Origin of the sequence: Seohaeicola saemankumensis, assembly GCF_042678485.1 — a bacterium.
Taxonomy (GTDB): domain Bacteria; phylum Pseudomonadota; class Alphaproteobacteria; order Rhodobacterales; family Rhodobacteraceae; genus Seohaeicola; species Seohaeicola saemankumensis.
Genome location: NZ_JBHTKR010000002.1, coordinates 434,066 through 450,282, shown reverse-complemented (window position 1 = coordinate 450,282; position 16,217 = coordinate 434,066). Strand labels below are relative to the sequence as shown.

At 65.2% G+C, this 16,217-nt stretch carries 15 protein-coding genes; 3 read left to right on the top strand and 12 right to left on the bottom strand.

What is annotated here, in order from left to right:
• Positions 1-29: 29 nt before the first annotated feature.
• Complete coding sequence (locus ACFQ3C_RS05990; protein WP_380789586.1) at positions 30-1,274, bottom strand: sarcosine oxidase subunit beta family protein; 1,245 nt, start codon at positions 1,272-1,274, stop codon at positions 30-32.
• A 188-nt stretch (positions 1,275-1,462) separates the two neighbouring features.
• Here ACFQ3C_RS05990 and ccmI point away from each other — a divergent pair, with 188 nt between their 5' ends.
• From ccmI to ACFQ3C_RS05975, 3 genes are read left to right on the top strand one after another with little or no spacing between them, the layout of a single operon-like run.
• Positions 1,463-2,707 carry a c-type cytochrome biogenesis protein CcmI gene (gene ccmI / locus ACFQ3C_RS05985; protein ID WP_380789584.1) on the top strand — a complete coding sequence of 415 codons (1,245 nt, stop codon included), beginning with the start codon at positions 1,463-1,465 and terminating at the stop codon, positions 2,705-2,707.
• Positions 2,704-3,186, top strand: coding sequence for a Holliday junction resolvase RuvX (gene ruvX / locus ACFQ3C_RS05980; protein ID WP_380789583.1), 483 nt, complete (start codon positions 2,704-2,706; stop codon positions 3,184-3,186). The genes ccmI and ruvX overlap by 4 nt, the downstream gene beginning before the upstream one ends.
• On the top strand, positions 3,179-3,418 hold the full coding sequence (locus tag ACFQ3C_RS05975; protein ID WP_380789582.1) for a DUF1289 domain-containing protein: 240 nt from the start codon (positions 3,179-3,181) through the stop codon (positions 3,416-3,418). Before ruvX ends, ACFQ3C_RS05975 begins: the two co-directional genes overlap by 8 nt.
• On the opposite strand, the gene ACFQ3C_RS05970 is transcribed toward ACFQ3C_RS05975, so the two are convergent.
• The 11 genes from ACFQ3C_RS05970 to hutI all read right to left on the bottom strand — a co-directional run bounded on the left by ACFQ3C_RS05970 (position 3,419) and on the right by hutI (position 16,180).
• Positions 3,419-4,447, bottom strand: a complete 1,029-nt coding sequence (locus ACFQ3C_RS05970; protein WP_380789581.1) for a calcium-binding protein — start codon at positions 4,445-4,447, stop codon at positions 3,419-3,421. It lies immediately after the preceding gene.
• Positions 4,448-4,585: 138 nt separating this feature from the next.
• Positions 4,586-5,368, bottom strand: a complete 783-nt coding sequence (locus ACFQ3C_RS05965) for a hypothetical protein (protein ID WP_380789580.1) — start codon at positions 5,366-5,368, stop codon at positions 4,586-4,588.
• 1 nt (position 5,369) lies between these two features.
• Positions 5,370-6,194 carry a sulfite exporter TauE/SafE family protein gene (locus tag ACFQ3C_RS05960; protein WP_380789579.1) on the bottom strand — a complete coding sequence of 275 codons (825 nt, stop codon included), beginning with the start codon at positions 6,192-6,194 and terminating at the stop codon, positions 5,370-5,372.
• Positions 6,195-6,277: 83 nt separating this feature from the next.
• Positions 6,278-7,276, bottom strand: coding sequence for a tRNA dihydrouridine(20/20a) synthase DusA (gene dusA / locus ACFQ3C_RS05955; protein WP_380789578.1), 999 nt, complete (start codon positions 7,274-7,276; stop codon positions 6,278-6,280).
• A gap of 466 nt (positions 7,277-7,742) precedes the next feature.
• The gene (locus ACFQ3C_RS05950; RefSeq protein WP_380789577.1) at positions 7,743-9,293 is read right to left on the bottom strand and encodes a TRAP transporter large permease; all 1,551 of its coding nucleotides are present in this window, start codon (positions 9,291-9,293) and stop codon (positions 7,743-7,745) included.
• Positions 9,290-9,787 carry a TRAP transporter small permease subunit gene (locus ACFQ3C_RS05945; protein ID WP_380789576.1) on the bottom strand — a complete coding sequence of 166 codons (498 nt, stop codon included), beginning with the start codon at positions 9,785-9,787 and terminating at the stop codon, positions 9,290-9,292. The genes ACFQ3C_RS05950 and ACFQ3C_RS05945 overlap by 4 nt, the downstream gene beginning before the upstream one ends.
• Positions 9,788-9,846: 59 nt before the next feature.
• Positions 9,847-10,932, bottom strand: a complete 1,086-nt coding sequence (locus ACFQ3C_RS05940) for a TRAP transporter substrate-binding protein (RefSeq protein WP_380789575.1) — start codon at positions 10,930-10,932, stop codon at positions 9,847-9,849.
• 70 nt (positions 10,933-11,002) lie between these two features.
• Positions 11,003-12,673 carry a urocanate hydratase gene (gene hutU, locus ACFQ3C_RS05935; protein WP_380789574.1) on the bottom strand — a complete coding sequence of 557 codons (1,671 nt, stop codon included), beginning with the start codon at positions 12,671-12,673 and terminating at the stop codon, positions 11,003-11,005.
• Positions 12,670-13,452 (bottom strand): N-formylglutamate deformylase, encoded by a 783-nt coding sequence (hutG, locus tag ACFQ3C_RS05930; RefSeq protein WP_380789819.1) that lies wholly within the window; start codon positions 13,450-13,452, stop codon positions 12,670-12,672. Before hutG ends, hutU begins: the two co-directional genes overlap by 4 nt.
• A 2-nt stretch (positions 13,453-13,454) precedes the next feature.
• A complete protein-coding gene (gene hutH, locus ACFQ3C_RS05925; protein ID WP_380789573.1) occupies positions 13,455-14,981 on the bottom strand; it encodes a histidine ammonia-lyase in 1,527 nt (508 codons plus the stop codon).
• Complete coding sequence (gene hutI / locus ACFQ3C_RS05920) at positions 14,978-16,180, bottom strand: imidazolonepropionase (RefSeq protein WP_380789572.1); 1,203 nt, start codon at positions 16,178-16,180, stop codon at positions 14,978-14,980. The genes hutH and hutI overlap by 4 nt, the downstream gene beginning before the upstream one ends.
• Between the last annotated feature and the right edge of the window lie 37 nt (positions 16,181-16,217).

The following is a 16,217-nucleotide window of genomic DNA, read 5'->3' as shown; positions in this document are numbered from 1 at the left end:
CAAGGTCATGGTCTTGATCAGGGTCAGCATCAATGCGCCACCCCCGCGGCCACGCTTTCGTCGATGAACTTGCCCTCGCGGAAGCGGAACATCGAGAATTCCTCGGTCAGGGGCGAATGGCCCTTGGCCATCAGCTCGGCCATGGCCCAGCCTGATCCGGGGATTGCCTTGAAGCCACCGGTGCCCCAGCCACAGTTGACGAACACGCCCTCGACCGGCGTTTTCGACAGGATGGGCGAGCGGTCGCCGGTCATGTCCACGATGCCGCCCCATTGCCGCAGCATCTTGAGGCGGGAAATCATCGGGAAGGTTTCGATCAGCGCCCGCACGGTTTCCTCGATATGATGGAAGCTGCCCCGCTGGGTGTAGTTGTTGTACCCGTCGGTGCCGCCACCGATGACCATCTCGCCCTTGTCGGACTGCGACATGTAGCCATGCACGGTATTGGCCATCACGACCACATCCATACAGGGCTTGATCGGTTCCGACACCAGCGCCTGCAGCGCCAGCGATTCAATCGGCAGACGGAAGCCCGCCATATCCGCGACGACGGACGAATTGCCCGCGACCACGATACCCAGCTTGTCGCAATCAATGGCGCCCTTGGTGGTATCCACGCCCACGACGCGGCCGCCTTCGCGGCGCACCGCCGTCACTTCGCACTGCTGGATCACGTCCATGCCCATGTCCGAACAGGCCCGCGCATAGCCCCAGGCCACCGCGTCATGGCGCGCCGTGCCGCCGCGCGCCTGCCACAGCGCACCCAGCACCGGGTAGCGTGGCCCGTCGATATTGATGATCGGCACCAGTTCCTTGACCCGCTTGGGGCTGATGAATTCGGTCTTCACCCCTTGCAGGGCATTGGCATGGGCCGTGCGCTGATAGCCGCGCACCTCGTGCTGGGTCTGGGCCAGCATCATCACGCCGCGCGGGCTGAACATCACGTTGTAGTTCAGGTCCTGCGACATCGTCTCGTACAGGCTGCGCGACTTCTCATAGATCGCGGCGGACGGGTCCTGCAGGTAGTTCGAGCGGATGATCGTCGTGTTGCGCCCGGTATTGCCGCCGCCCAGCCACCCCTTTTCCAGGATCGCGACATTGGTGATGCCGTGATTCTTTCCCAGGTAATAGGCCGTGGCCAGGCCATGCCCGCCCGCACCCACGATGATGGCGTCGTATTTCTTCTTCGGGGCGGCATCGCGCCAGGCGCGGGTCCAGCCGCTGTGCTGGCGCATCGCTTCACGGGCGATGGCAAAGACGGAATAGCGTTTCATCGGCGGCACTGATCCTTCGAATCCGGTTCGGCTTGTCCTGCGGTGATATCTGGACCCAAGGCGGTTTTCACCCCCGTTTGGGAACGTCACAATGGCGCATGGTTGCGACATGGTGGACCGTTGCGGCAGTTTGCCCTTTTTTCGCGCCCCTGCCGCATATACATGAAGCCCAGAACCAAGGAGGACGCATGGCGATCTGGCTTATCATATCCCTGCTGGCATTTGCAGTGGCGGCGCTGCTGGCCCTGGCGATCCTGCGTGGCCGCGTCGGGGACGAAGCCCCCGCCGCCTATGATCTGCGGGTCTATCGCGACCAGCTGAAGGAAGTGGAACGCGACCTGGCCCGCGGCGTGATCGGCCCGGACGATGCCGAGCGTATCCGCGCCGAAGTGTCGCGCCGCATTCTGGCTGCCGATGCCCTGCTGCAGAAAGGTGCCGACGCCGCATCGCAACCCCGCACACTGGCGCTGACCGGGGCGGCGGTGTCGCTTGCTGTGCTGGTCGGCGGCTCGGTCTGGGTCTATTCGCGCATCGGGGCGCCGGGCTATCCCGACATGGCGCTGGCCAGCCGGATCGAGGCCGCGCAGGATGCGCGCGCAAACCGGATCAGCCAGGCCGAGGCCGAAGAACGCGTGCCCGCAGGTGCGACCGTTCAGGCCCCCTCGCCCGACTTCATCCGCCTGATGGACCAGTTGCGCGCCGCTGTGGCGGAACGCCCCGGTGACCTGCAAGGCGCGCTGCTGCTGGCCCGCAACGAGGCCGTTCTTGGCAATTTCGTCGCGGCCTACAAGGCGCAGGCGCGCGTTCTGTCGATCAAGGGCGACCAGGCCACCGCCGCCGATTACGTGGATTACGCCGACATGATGGTTCTGGCCGCAGGCGGTTATGTCTCGCCCGAGGCCGAGGCGGCGCTGCGCGCGGCGCTGACCCGCGACCCGCAGAACGGACCGGCACGGTATTACGTGGGGCTGCTGCAGGCGCAGACCGGGCGGCCTGACAATGCCTTCCGTACCTGGGAGGCGCTGTTGCGCGACGGACCCGAAGGCGCGCCGCATATCCGCGCCGTACGCGCCCAGATCGAAGACATGGCGTTCCGCGCCGGTCAGAACAATTTCACCCTGCCGCCCGAGGGCGGCGCCCCCGCGGCGCCCCTGGCCGGTCCAAGCGCGGATGATATCGCCGCCGCCCAGAACATGAGCGGCGAAGACCGGATGCAGATGATCCGCACCATGGTGCAGAACCTGTCCGACCGCCTGGCGCTGCAGGGCGGCAACTCCAGCGAATGGGCGCGGCTGATCGGCGCGCTGGGTGTGCTGGGCGACGAGCGTCAGGCCCGCGTGATCTGGGAGGAAGCGCAAAGCGTGTTCTGGGACAGTCCCGAGGGTCTGGCCGAGGTGAATGATGCCGCGCGTCGCGCCGGTCTGACCGAATGATCTGCGACACCATCGAGGACTTCGCCGCCGCCCTGCCCCGCAATCGTGCGCTGGCGGGGCTGGATTTCGGCGACAAGACCATCGGCATTGCCGTGTCCGACCTGATGCTGTCGGTGGCGACGCCCCTGCAGACCATACGGCGGACCAAGTTCACCACCGATGCCAGCCTGCTGCTTGAGGTGCTGACCGCGCGCGCGATCGGCGGGATCATCCTGGGTCTGCCGCGCAACATGGATGGGTCCGAAGGGCCACGCTGCCAGAAGACCCGCGCCTTTGCCCGCAACCTCAGCCGCCTGACGGACCTGCCCATCGGGTATTGGGACGAGCGATTGTCGACCGTCGCCGCCGAGCGCGCCCTGCTTGAGGCGGATACGACACGAAAACGTCGCGCCGAGGTGATCGACCATGTCGCCGCGTCCTATATCCTGCAAGGGGCGCTGGACCGGCTGGCGCATTTGAAGGTGCAGACCCATGGATGATGTCTGGAAACGCGACGAGATCGAGAGCCCCTGTATCAAGATCTGCGTGATACATCCGGCGGAACGGATCTGCACCGGCTGCCTGCGCAGCATCGACGAGATCACGCAGTGGTCGCGCATGACGCCCGCGGCACGCCGCGCCGTGATGGAAGACCTGCCCGCCCGTGCCCCGCGGCTGCGGCAGCGCCGCGGCGGGCGCGCCGCGCGGCTGGCAACCGACCCGCAGGGCTGATCAGGTCGCGGGCGTGTTGGTGAAGGTCACGCTGATCATTCCGGGGGTCAGCGTCGTGGCGGCACCGCTGACACGCGCATAGGTCTGCCCATCCATCCGCACCAGGGCATCGCGCCCCTCTGCGACCACCTCGACCGCGGCTGCACCTGTGTAGTTCTGCGGCACAAGGATGATGATCTCCTCGCCCGTGGGTTCGAAATCCAGGATCAGCCCGTTGGCGTTTTCGCCCGCCATCCATGTGCCCAGGGCAAAGACATCCTCGCCGCCTCCACCCATAGCCACGTCGCCCCGCCCCAGGATCAGCAGATCCTCGCCCTCACCGCCGACCAGCGTATCCGGGTCGACTACGTCGGTGGTCGAGAAGTTCCGCCCGTCTTGCTGGATGACAGAGTCGCCCGAAGCACTGGTATAGCCGATCAGGACATCGCTGCCCGCGCCGCCATCCATAATATCGGACCCAAGCTGGCCTTCGAGAATATCATCGCCATCGCCCGCCAGGATCGCATCGTCCCCGCTGCCCCCCTGCAGAAGGTCGCTTCCCTCGTTTCCGAGCAGCAGGTCGTCGCCGGCGCCACCATCCAGCAGATCGTCGCCAAGATCGCCATAGAGCGAGTCATTTCCGTCGCCACCGCGCAAATCATCCTGACCGGCACCGCCATCCAGAAGATCGTGGCCAATGCCACCCTTGAGCAGATCGTCCCCCAGCCCGCCCGACAGGGTGTCATCGCCGGCCCGGCCCAGCAGGGCGTCATCATCGGCCTGACAAATCAGCACATCATCGGCCTGACAAATCAGCACATCGTTGCCCGCGCCGCCATCCAGCGTGTCCTGGCCCGCGCCACCCTCAAGGGTATCATCCCCTGACGTGCCTAACAGAAGATCGGCTGCGTCCCCGCCCCTCTGGGTCACACCCGTCTCGTTCGGTGTGTCGGCCACGGGTTCGGTGTCGGGATCATCGTCGTCATTTCCGAAAAAGCCGAAAAGCCCGGCCGTCAGCGCCAAGCCGGAAATCAACAACAACTCAATCATGACCATACCTTCGGAATCGAGAAAACGACTACCGCGTCAGGTAATCATAGTCACGGGTCCGTGGCAACAGTTGGGCAAGACGATGATGCTATTGCCCGACAATCAAGGTCGGCAGGGGCGTTTGCTTCCGATTACGCATCAATCATCCCGCAACCACTGTGCAACGCCACCTGGCAGGATCGGCCGGAAATAGGCGATCATGCGCCCCTCTGCCGGGGCTTTCGCGGCCTCCGCCCAGGGCGCGACACCGTGCAGAAGATGGCGGTGCAGCAGATAGGCCTGTCCCGGACCGGCAGGAAGTTCAACCCGCTCGCAGGTTGCGAAAACCTCGGACCGGGCCTGTGTATAGGCCTGCGTGATATCCAGATCGGGCCATGCCGCGGGCGGATGCCCGGCGCAGGCCTGTTGCAGGGCGCGCCGCAAGACATGATGGCTGCCACGCCAGACCACCAGCGGGCTTGCCCCCGGATCACAGGCCGTCAGCGGCAGGCCCAGTATCCAGGCATGGGGTTCGCGGATGAAGCGGCGACGTTCGGGGCCTTCGGCCAGCAACCCGTCCAGATGGGCCGCGTCACGGTGCAGCCGGTACCGGAAAGCCCCGGCGCTTTCACCGGCGCGCGGACGCGGATAGCCCGGCCACATGACCGAGACCTGGGCGCGGTGCAGCGGCAAGGGCCCGAACAGCGCGTCCGCCGCGCGCCGCGCCGCGCCGGTCAGCGGCACGCCCCCCACGGCCCCGTCGGGCCCGTTGTCCAGCGCATCGACACCGACGAACCATGTGCCTTCACAGACCAGACCCTGCGCGCGCTGTACCGGATCGTTGACGGCGGCCAGGGCCTGCGGCCGCGCCGCGGCGACCCAGGTCAGAACAGATGGATCGGCGGCAAAGGTGACCCAGCCATCGGTGGCAAGATCCGGCATGTCACCACCCAAAGGTCTTGCGCAGCATGTTCAGCGCAACAAGTGTCAGGAAGACCGCAAAGGCCCGTTTAAGCGGCTTCGGATCCATCGCATGGGCCAGTTTCACACCCAGCGGCGCGGTCATCAGCGTCATCGCAACCACCACGCCGAAGGCCGCGAAATTCACGGCGCCGACCGTATAGGGCGGTCGGGTGGCCGGATCGACCTGGACCAGCAGGAAGGCGATGACAGAGGGCACAGCGATGATCACGCCAAATCCCGCAGCCGTGGCCACCGCGCGATGGATCGGCACCCCGTAGAGGGTCATGACCGGCACGCCAAAGCTGCCGCCGCCGATCCCCATGAGCACGGACAGGAACCCAAGCGCCGGTGACATGAGCATCCGGCGCAGCCCCTTGGGCATCTCATTGCCCAGCCGCCAATGCGCCTGCGCGCTGGCCATGTAGATCCCCACGATCAGCGCCAGCGTGCCGAACACCGCCTGCAAGGTGACCGACCGCAGCGATGTGGCCACCAGCACCCCCAGAAGCGCCCCGGCGACGATGCCGGGCGCCCAACCCCGCAGGATCGACCATTCGACAGCGCCCCTCTTGTTGTGGCTCAGCAATGACCTCACAGAGGTCACAATGATCGTGGCCAGCGATGTGGCCAGACAGATCTGCATCAGTTGCGGGCTGTCATAGCCCAATGTCTGGAAGACGAAGAAAAAGGAAGGGACCAGGATGATCCCGCCGCCAACCCCCAGAAGTCCGGCCAGCACCCCCGCAAAGGCCCCCGCCGCCATCAGCATGACAAGCATCTCTACCAGCAGGAACGTATCAGGCACGGTCGCGCCTCCTTGCGGTTTTCACAGTCGCGCCAGATAGACAGCGTTATCAGCGCGTGGACAATGGCGAAAGCGGGCAAGGCTCAGGCCACGGCCTGCGCCCGCGCCTCCAGCACCGCGTCCAGCGCCTGGGCAACCAGCGCGAAATCCGCGCCCTCGCGCGAGGCGCCCTCGGACAGGATACGCCGCCACTGGCGGGCGCCGGGTGAGCCTGCGAACAGGCCCAGCATGTGGCGCGTCACCTGGTGCAGACGGCCACCGCCGGCGATGTGATCCTCGATGTAATCGCGCATCCGGCCGACCACCTCGACCGGATCGCTGTCCTGCCCCTGCCCCCATATCCGGCGGTCCGCCTGGCACAGGATGTCGGCGGGCTGGTGATAGGCGGCGCGGCCCACCATCACCCCGTCCAACCCGGCATCGAGGAATGCCAGGGCCTGGTCCAGATCCGTGATTCCGCCATTGATCGAAAGATGCAGCCCCCCGAACATCCCCTTCATCCGCAGGACAAGGTCATGATCCAGTGGCGGGATCTCGCGGTTTTCCTTGGGGCTGAGACCCTGAAGCCAGGCCTTGCGCGCATGAATGATGAATCGGCCGCATCCGGCTGCGCCCACACGCGACAGGAATTCGGGCAGAACCTCCTCGGGGTTCTGGTCATCCACGCCGATACGGCACTTGACGGTCACCTCGACATCCACGGCCTCGCGCATCGCGGTGACACATTCGGCCACAAGCGCGGGTTGCTTCATCAGAACGGCGCCGAAGGTTCCCGATTGCACGCGGTCCGACGGGCAGCCCACATTCAGGTTGATTTCGTCATAGCCGGCCTGCGCGCCAAGCCGCGCGGCCTGCGCCAGTTCAGCCGGATCCGACCCACCCAGTTGCAGGGCGACCGGATGTTCGGCCGGGTGATGATCCAGCAGATGCAGCGCGCCCCCGCGCACCAGCGCGGGCGCGGTCACCATCTCGGTATAAAGCAGGGCGTGCCGCGACAGCAGCCGATGCAGATAGCGGCAATGCCGGTCCGTCCAGTCCATCATCGGGGCCACAGACAGTCTAGCGTTCTGATTTATCTTCATTTCATATGTACCCTCGAACTATTGGCGGCGGATGCTGCTACGCTGGAATACGCCCCGATATCCCCGGATTTGCCCCTCTATGGCGACTCATGGCACAGATGAGCCGCACATGAAAACGGCCTCCATCACCAGGCTTCCCTCTGCTGCCTACCGGGTCCAGATCAGACGAAAGGGCTGGCGCTGAACAACCGTCCATGTCCCGCCTGCAGACCTTTGGCGACATCTTCGACCTGCCTATAGCTGATATGTGCGAGATAGGGAAACCGCCCCGTCGCGAGCCAAGGCTGCAACCCTGACCACGCTCAAGCGATCTGGGCCAAGAACGGATCGACCGCCTGGATCGGCAGAGCTGATCGAACTGGCCGCATCGGCAGGTTGTCGCGCCGGGTTTTCCGCAAACACAATGCGCGGGACATCACTCTGGCCCTGCGTGAGCGGTTGACCGGCCCCTGCCGCCTATCTGCGCCTAGAACAGAAGCGCCGGTAGCCATGTGGCCAGGAAGGGCATGGCCCAGACCAGCAGAATTCCCGCGGCCTGCAAGCCGATGAAAGGCACGACGCCTTGATAGATATGGCCGGTCCTGATTTCCGGCGGCGCGGCGGCACGCAGGTAGAACAGCGAAAATCCGAAGGGCGGCGTCAGGAAACTGGTTTGCAGGTTGATGGCCAGCATCACCCCCAGCCAGACCGGGTCATGCCCCATCAGGATCAGCGTGGGCGCGACAAGCGGCAGCACGATCACCGATATTTCCACGAAGTCGAGAAAGAAGCCCAGGACGAAGACGAAGATCATCACGAACAAAAGCGCCCCGTTCGGACCACCGGGCAGGTTTTCCAACAGATGCGCGACCCGTTCTTCCCCGCCAAGGCCGATGAAGACCAGCGAAAAGAAACCCGCAGCCAGGATCGTGGCAAAGATCATCGCGGTCATGGTCAATGTGGAATTCAACGCGTCATGGATGATCCTTTCACGGATCGCCGCGCGCAAGGCGAGGCCCACGGCGACAAGCCCGACAATCGCCAGCAGGGCATAGAAGCCGCCGATCATCCATTCCAGTGCTCCGTTGTCGCTGCGTTGCAGGCGTACCGGAAAGGTCCCGGCCATAAGCCCCAGCACGATCAGCGCCGCGGCCCCGATCAGGATCAGGCGCGGATTGATGCCGATCTTGCGGCCCGCCATCAGCAAGGCACCGATGGCGCCGACCGACGCCGCTTCGGTCGGGGTGGCGACCCCGCCGAGAATGGCGCCCAGCACGGCGAAGATCAGAAGAACTGGTGGCACGATCGCGGCCATGACCTCGGCCCGGTCAGGCTTGGCAAGGCCGATATCGGCGGGCGGCATGTCCTGCGGGCGCAAGGCCCCCCGGATCAGGATGTAAAGAAGATAGAGAACCACCAGCATCAGGCCGGGGATAATGGCCGCGGCAAAGAACTGTCCGACCGACAGCGCCTCGACCGCGAACTTGCCCTGTTCGTATTGCGCCTGCTGATAGGCGTTCGACATCACATCGGCCAGAATGATCAGCAGCGTCGAGGGCGGGATGATCTGACCCAGCGTGCCGGCCGTGCACACGATGCCCGAGGCCACGGCCGGGTTGTAGCCTGCGCGCAGCATGGTGGGCAGCGCGATCATGCCCATAGCCACCACCGTCGCGCCCACGATGCCGGTCGAGGCGGCCAGCAGCGCGCCGACCAGAACCACCGAGATGCCAAGGCCGCCGCGCAACTGACCAAAGCTGCGCCCCATCGTGTCCAGCAATTCCTCGGCGATCTTGCTCTTTTCGAGGATGGCGCCCATCAGCACAAAGACCGGGATGGCGATCAGGACGGTGTTGCCGATCAACCCGTAAGCCCTTTGGCCCAGCGCCCCCAGAAGCGAGACATCCATCACACCAAGTGCCCAGCCCAGATAGGCAAAGATGACAGCGACGCCCGCAATGCTGAAGGATACGGGAAAACCCGACAGGACCGCCGCCATCAGCGCGGCGAACATGATCAGATCAAGATATTCGGTCATTCGCCCGTTCTTTCATGAAACATGCGCACCAGAATCGACAGCGACTGAAGCAGGACAAGAATGCAGAAAGCCGGGATCAGGGATTTGAGCAGAAAGACAGCCTCGATCCCGCCGACGGAAATCGGACCCTCGAGGATTTTCCACGAATTGCGTACCGATGGCCAGGACCAGTAGAGCAGCGCAGTCATCGACGGGATCAGCAAGAACAGATGGCCGAAGATATCGACACGGCGTTTTGACGTGTCGCTGAGCTTGGCAAAGAACACATCCACGCGGACATGTTTGTCGACCAGCAGCGTGAAACCCGCCCCAAGCATGAAGAGCGTCGCATGCATGTAAAGTACGCTTTCCTGTGCAGCGATCGAATTGTAGCCGAACACATATCGTCCGATGACGATGCAGAACTGGACAAGCACCATGACCAGCGCCAGCCACCTGACCACAAGGGCCACGGCGCGGTTCAATTGGTCGATTGCATGTGCCAGCACCAGCATTGTCTTGCCCCGTCCGTGTTCGCGAACGGTGCGCGGCCAGGGCCGCGCACCTTGTCATTTCAGTATCCCAGAACGCCCGCGCGGGCATTCATCTGGCCGTTGTCGGCATAGGACATGTATCCGCCGACCAGATCGCGATAGGCGATGAAGCTTTCGGTGATGCGGCGCACCAGCTCATCATCATCGGCGCGGTATTCTTCCATGATCTCGCCTGCGGCGACGCCCATCGCGGCAATCACATCGTCAGGCAGCTTGTGCACCTGCACGCCATGTTCGGATACCAGCGTCTTGAGCGATTGCGCGTGCTTGGTCATGTATTCGGTCCAGACCGGATTATAGAGACCGTGGCACGCCTGGGTCACGACTTCCTTGAGATCGTCGGGCAGCTCGGCGAAGACCGCCGCGTTGACACCGCATTCCTCGGCCGAGGACGGCTCGCCCACGCCGGGCCAGTAGTAATGCGGCGCAACCTGGTAGTAGCCCAGCGCCGAATCCGTCCAAGGGCCGATGAATTCACCCGCATCCAGCGCGCCGGTCTGCAGCGCCTGGAACATCGCCGGGCCACTCATTGCCTCGGCCGCCATGCCCAGTTTCGCCGCCATCTGCGAGGCGATGCCCGTCGTGCGGAATTTCAGCCCCTTGAGGTCCTCGACCGAGTTGATCTCGTTTTTGAACCAGCCCGCCCATTGCGGGCCCGAGTTGCCGCACAGGAACGGCTTGATGCCGAAGCGGGCATACATCTCGTCATAAAGCGCCTGGCCGCCACCGTGATACATCCAGCCGAACTGCTCGTCCGCGCGCAGGCCGAAGGGCTGCGAGCCGAATAGAAGGATGCCCTTGGACTTGGATCCCCAATAGGCCGGAACCGCATGGTAAAGTTCTGCCGTGCCCTCGGACACCGCGTCGAAGACACCGTTGCCGGGCACGATTTCGCCCGCGGCATAAAGCGTCACCTTGATGCGCCCGCCGGACAGTGTCGTGATCCGGTCCGCCAGTGTCTGTGCGGCCACGCCCGGTCCGGGCAGGTTCTTGGGCCAGGCCGAGACCAGTTTCCATTCGCGCACATCCTGCGCGATGGCCGGGGCGGCAAGCGTGGTTGCTGCGGCGCCGATGGCGCCTGTGGTCAGGAATTTCCGTCTGTCCATGTCAAAGTCTCCTTGTCGGTTGGGTTTGAGGTGGGAGGTTCGACCGTCTGACGCGGCCTTCATGCGTTATTCAGCCCAGGATGCGCGGCAGGCGCAGCCCATGTTCGCGGGCGCAGGCGATGGCATCCTCGTATCCGGCATCGGCGTGGCGCCAGACGCCGCTGGCGGGATCGTTCCACAGCACACGCTCCAGCCGTTTTGCCGCCTCGGGGGTGCCGTCGGCGCAGATCACGACACCGGCGTGCTGGCTGAACCCCATGCCCACGCCGCCGCCGTGATGGATGCTGACCCAGGTGGCCCCGGATGCGGTGTTGACCAGCGCATTCAGCAGCGGCCAGTCCGACACCGCGTCCGAGCCATCGCGCATCGCCTCGGTCTCGCGGTTGGGGCTGGCGACTGATCCGCTGTCCAGATGATCGCGCCCGATCACCACTGGGGCTTTCAATTCGCCGCTGGCGACCATCTCGTTGAAGGCAAGGCCCGCCCGGTGCCGATCGCCAAGGCCGATCCAGCAGATCCGCGCGGGAAGGCCCTGAAATGCGATCCGGTCGCGCGCCATGTCCAGCCAGGTGTGCAGATGGGCGTTGTCGGGGAACAGCTCTTTCATCTTGGCGTCGGTCTTGTAGATGTCTTCCGGATCGCCTGACAGGGCCACCCAGCGGAACGGGCCAATGCCCCGGCAAAACAGCGGACGGATATAGGCGGGCACGAAGCCGGGGAAGGCAAAGGCGCATTCAAGCCCTTCCTCAAGGGCCACCTGGCGGATGTTGTTGCCGTAATCCAGCGTGGGCACGCCCGCGTTCCAGAAATCCACCATGGCCGCCACATGCGTCTTCATGCTGGCGCGCGCGGCCTTTTCCACCGCCTTGGGATCGGTTTCGCGGCGGGCCTTCCATTCGGCGATGGTCCAGCCCTGTGGCAGGTAGCCATTGATCGGATCATGGGCGCTGGTCTGGTCGGTCACGATATCGGGGCGGATACCGCGCCGGAAAAGCTCGGGGAACACATCGGCGGCATTGCCAAGAAGGCCCACGGACTTGGCCTCGCCCGCCTTGGTCCAGCGGTCGATCATCGCCAGCGCCTCGTCCAGCGTGTCGGCGCGTTCGTCGACATAGCGGGTCCGCAGCCGGAAATCGATGCTGTCGGGGTTGCATTCCACGGCAAGGCAGCAGGCCCCGGCCATGACAGCGGCCAGCGGCTGCGCGCCACCCATGCCGCCCAGACCGCCGGTCAGGATCCACTTGCCTTTCAAAGAGCCGCCATAATGCTGGCGGCCCGCCTCTGCAAAGGTCTCGTAGGTGCCCTGCACGATCCCCTGGGACCCGATGTAGATCCAGGATCCCGCGGTCATCTGGCCGTACATGGCCAGGCCCTTCCGGTCCAATTCGTTGAAATGGTCCCAGGTCGCCCAATGCGGCACAAGGTTTGAATTGGCTATCAGCACGCGCGGCGCATCGGCATGGGTCTTGACGATGGCGATGGGTTTGCCCGACTGGACGACCAGCGTCTCGTCCGCCTCCAGATCCTTGAGGCTGGCGACCATCGTGTCGAAATCGGCCCATGTCCGTGCGGCGCGTCCGATGCCGCCGTAGACAACCAGCTCATGCGGGTTTTCGGCCACGTCCGGGTGCAGGTTGTTCATCAGCATCCGCAGCGGGGCCTCGGTCAGCCAGCTTTTCGCGTTCAGCGTCGTGCCGGTGGGCGGATAGATGTCACGGGTGTTCTTGCGGGGGTCGCTCATTGGGGTCTCCAATCGGACAGGGTTTCGAGAATGGTCTTGAGATGCGGCCGCAGGCGTCCGGCCCGCGCGTCCGCAAAATCCCACGGCGGGGATTCGTGCATGTAGGTGGATTGGGCCAGTTCCATCTGGATGGCATGCAGGCCCTCGGTCGGTCTGCCGTAATGGCGCGTGGTCCAGCCGCCCTTGAAACGACCGTTCATCACCGAGGTATAGCCGACCGCCCCGGCGCAGATGCGCTGTACGGCGTCTGCAATCCCCGGCGCGCAGGTGGCGCCGTCATTGGTGCCGATGTTGAAATCGGGCAGCGTGCCGTCGAACAGGAACGGGATATGCGACCGGATCGAATGGCAGTCATAAAGGATCGCAAACCCGTGTTGCGCCCGCACCCGGTCCAGTTCCGCGGCCAGTGCCGCGTGATAGGGTGCATGATAAAGCGCGCGGCGGCGCGTGGTTTCGGCCGCGTCAGGCGCAAGCCCCGCCAGATACAGCGGATGCCCGTCGAAGTCGGTCAGCGGGCATAGCCCGGTGGTGTTCTGACCGGGATAAAGGCTGTGTCCGGAGGGGTCGCGATTGACGTCGATGACATAGCGATGGACCGTTGTCCTGACCGTGGTGACATCCGGGATCAGCCCGGCGTAAAGCCGGTCGATATGCCAGTCGGTGTCAGCGATCGCACGCCCCCTGTCATTGAGCCGCGCCATGCAATCCGCGGGAATCTCGGTTCCGGTATGAGGCAGGCCCAGCACCAGCGGGCCGTTGCCGCGCGCGATCTCGATCAGGCTCACAACGCAACCTCCAGGCCTGCGGCCAGGGCCAGGCTGTCATCCCGGACACAGGCCGCCGCCGCCGTCAGGTCGGGCGCCAGATAACGGTCCTGCCGCAGCGGGGGGACATGCGCCCTGAGGCAGCTCATCGCGGCCTGCAACGGCGCCGAAGTGGCCAGCGGCGCACGCTGATCAATGCCTTGCGCGGCACAGATCGCCTCGATCCCCAGGATCATGGACAGGTTTTCGGTCATCCGCCGCAGGCGCCGCGCACCATGGGCGGCCATGCTCACGTGGTCCTCCTGATTGGCGGAGGTGGGCGTGCTGTCGGTCGAACAGGGATTGGCCAGATGCTTGTTCTCGCTCATCAGGGCGGCGGTCGTGACCTCGGCGATCATCAGACCCGAGTTCAGGCCAGGCTCCGGCGTCAGGAAGGGCGGCAGATCGAAGGACAGGGTCGGATCCACCATCAAGGCCACGCGACGCTGCGCGATGGCGCCGATCTCGGCCAGGGCCAGCGCGATCTGGTCGGCGGCGAAGGCCACGGGTTCGGCGTGGAAATTGCCGCCAGACAGGATTTCGGCGGTCTCGACGATGACGAGGGGATTGTCCGTCACGGCATTCGCCTCGGTTTGCAGCGTGCGGCCGGCAAAGCGCAACAGGTCGATGGCCGCACCCGTCACCTGCGGCTGGCACCGGATGCAATAGGGGTCCTGCACGCGGCTATCGCCGTCGCGGTGACTGTCGCGGATGGCGCTGCCGTCCAGCAGCGCGGTCATGGCGGCGGCCACGTCGATCTGGCCGGGATGGCCGCGCAGGCGGTGGATTTCGGGATGCAGGGGCGCGGTCGATCCCATGATCGCATCGGTGGACATGGCCGATGTCACGATGGCCGCGCGCGCCGCGCGCCAGCCCTCGAACAGGCCCGCAAGCGCGCAGGCCGTGGAAAACTGCGTGCCGTTGATCAGGGCCAGCCCTTCCTTTGGACCAAGAACCACCGGGGTCAGGCCCGCCGCGAGCAGGGCCTCGCCACCTGGCATGACCTGACCGTGCAGCCTGGCCTCGCCCGCGCCGATCATCACCGCGGCCATATGCGCCAACGGTGCCAGATCGCCCGAGGCGCCAACCGACCCCTGCACCGGGATCACCGGCAGCACGCCTTGCGCCAGCATCGCCTCGATCAGCGCGCAGATCTGCCAGCGCACGCCCGATGCGCCGCGCCCCAGCGACAGCAGCTTCAGCGCCATCATCAGGCGCACCGTCGCCGGTTCCAGCGCCTCGCCCACGCCGCAGCAATGCGACAGGATCAGGTTGCGTTGCAGCGTCTGCGTATCGCCCGGCGCGATCCGGACCGATGCCAGTTTGCCAAAACCTGTGTTGACGCCATAAACCGGCGCATCGGCCTGTGCCGCCGCCGCGATGATCGCAGCCGACACCTCGACGCCCGCACGCGCGGCAGGATCAAGCACCACAGCGCCCTGCCCGCGCCAGATGTTTTCAAGCTGGGCCAGGGTGGCCGCACCGGGAACCAGGGTGACAGTCATGCGCGACCTCCGAAAATGCGATGATGCAGCGGGTTGATCCCGATGCCATAGGACAGCTCGGCCGGATCGGTGACATCCCAGATCGCCAGGTCAGCCCGCAGTCCCGGCGCAATGCGTCCGCAATCGTTCAGACCCAGGGCGCGCGCCGCGTGACGCGTGGCTCCGGCCAAAGCCTCGGCCGGGGTCAGGCGGAACAGGGTGCAGGCCATGTTCATCGCCAGCAGGATGGACCCCAGCGGCGACGATCCGGGGTTCCAGTCCGTGGCCACCGCCATCGGCACGCCGTGGTCGCGAAAGGCTTGCACCGGGGGCTGGCGTGTCTCGTGGATCGTGTAGAAGGCCCCCGGCAGGATGACCGCCACGGTGCCCGATGCCGCCAGCGCGGCCGCATCCGCGGCAGTGGCATATTCCAGGTGATCCGCCGACAGCGCGCCATGGCGCGCCGCCAGCGCCGCCCCACCCTGATGGCTGAGTTGTTCGGCATGCAGCTTGACGGGCAAGCCCAGCGCCGCGGCGCGGTCGAACACGCGGGCGATCTGGGCGGCGCTGAAGGCGATCCCCTCGCAAAAGCCATCCACCGCATCGACCAGCCCTTCGGCATGGGCGGCGCTCAGCGCGGGCAGGCAGACCTGATCGATATAGGTATCGGGATCCTGACCCGCAGGCACGGCATGGGCCCCCAGAAAGCTGGTCAGCACCCGGATCGGACGCATGTCGGCGATCTGGCGCGCGACGCGCAACATCCTGAGTTCGGTATCAATATCAAGTCCATAGCCGGATTTGATCTCGACCGTGGCGACGCCCTGCGCGATCAGCGCATCCACGCGGGGCAGCGCCGCCTGCAGCAACTGCGCCTCGGAGGCGGCTCGCGTCGCCGTCACCGTCGACACGATCCCGCCACCGGCGCGGGCAATCTCGGCATAGCTGGCGCCAGTCAGGCGCATCTCGAATTCGCGCGCGCGATTGCCGCCATGCACGACATGGGTATGACAATCGATCAAGGCCGGGGTCAGAAGCCGCCCGCCCTGATCCAGCCGCTCAAGCGCGGCATGATCCGCGGGCAGGTCTCGCGCCGGTCCGACCCAGTCAACAAGCCCGTCGCGCACGACAACGGCCGCATCCGCAATCAGGCCATAGCCGCCATCCGACCCCTGCATCGTGGCCGCCGCAACCCCGGTCAGAACATAGCGCGTGGGCATCAGAACACCTTGCTTTAAGACATACATAATATTAATA

Excerpts from the sequence above, each read along its gene's own strand:
- hutU (WP_380789574.1), bottom strand. The coding sequence starts at position 12,673 with ATGAGCGACCCCCGCAAGAACACCCGTGACATCTATCCGCCCACCGGC.
- dusA (WP_380789578.1), bottom strand. The coding sequence starts at position 7,276 with ATGAAGATAAATCAGAACGCTAGACTGTCTGTGGCCCCGATGATGGAC.
- ACFQ3C_RS05970 (WP_380789581.1), bottom strand. The coding sequence starts at position 4,447 with ATGATTGAGTTGTTGTTGATTTCCGGCTTGGCGCTGACGGCCGGGCTT.
- ACFQ3C_RS05975 (WP_380789582.1), top strand. The coding sequence starts at position 3,179 with ATGGATGATGTCTGGAAACGCGACGAGATCGAGAGCCCCTGTATCAAG.
- ACFQ3C_RS05990 (WP_380789586.1), bottom strand. The coding sequence starts at position 1,274 with ATGAAACGCTATTCCGTCTTTGCCATCGCCCGTGAAGCGATGCGCCAG.
- ruvX (WP_380789583.1), top strand. The coding sequence starts at position 2,704 with ATGATCTGCGACACCATCGAGGACTTCGCCGCCGCCCTGCCCCGCAAT.
- hutI (WP_380789572.1), bottom strand. The coding sequence starts at position 16,180 with ATGCCCACGCGCTATGTTCTGACCGGGGTTGCGGCGGCCACGATGCAG.
- ccmI (WP_380789584.1), top strand. The coding sequence starts at position 1,463 with ATGGCGATCTGGCTTATCATATCCCTGCTGGCATTTGCAGTGGCGGCG.
- hutH (WP_380789573.1), bottom strand. The coding sequence starts at position 14,981 with ATGACTGTCACCCTGGTTCCCGGTGCGGCCACCCTGGCCCAGCTTGAA.
- ACFQ3C_RS05950 (WP_380789577.1), bottom strand. The coding sequence starts at position 9,293 with ATGACCGAATATCTTGATCTGATCATGTTCGCCGCGCTGATGGCGGCG.
- ACFQ3C_RS05940 (WP_380789575.1), bottom strand. The coding sequence starts at position 10,932 with ATGGACAGACGGAAATTCCTGACCACAGGCGCCATCGGCGCCGCAGCA.
- ACFQ3C_RS05945 (WP_380789576.1), bottom strand. The coding sequence starts at position 9,787 with ATGCTGGTGCTGGCACATGCAATCGACCAATTGAACCGCGCCGTGGCC.
- ACFQ3C_RS05965 (WP_380789580.1), bottom strand. The coding sequence starts at position 5,368 with ATGCCGGATCTTGCCACCGATGGCTGGGTCACCTTTGCCGCCGATCCA.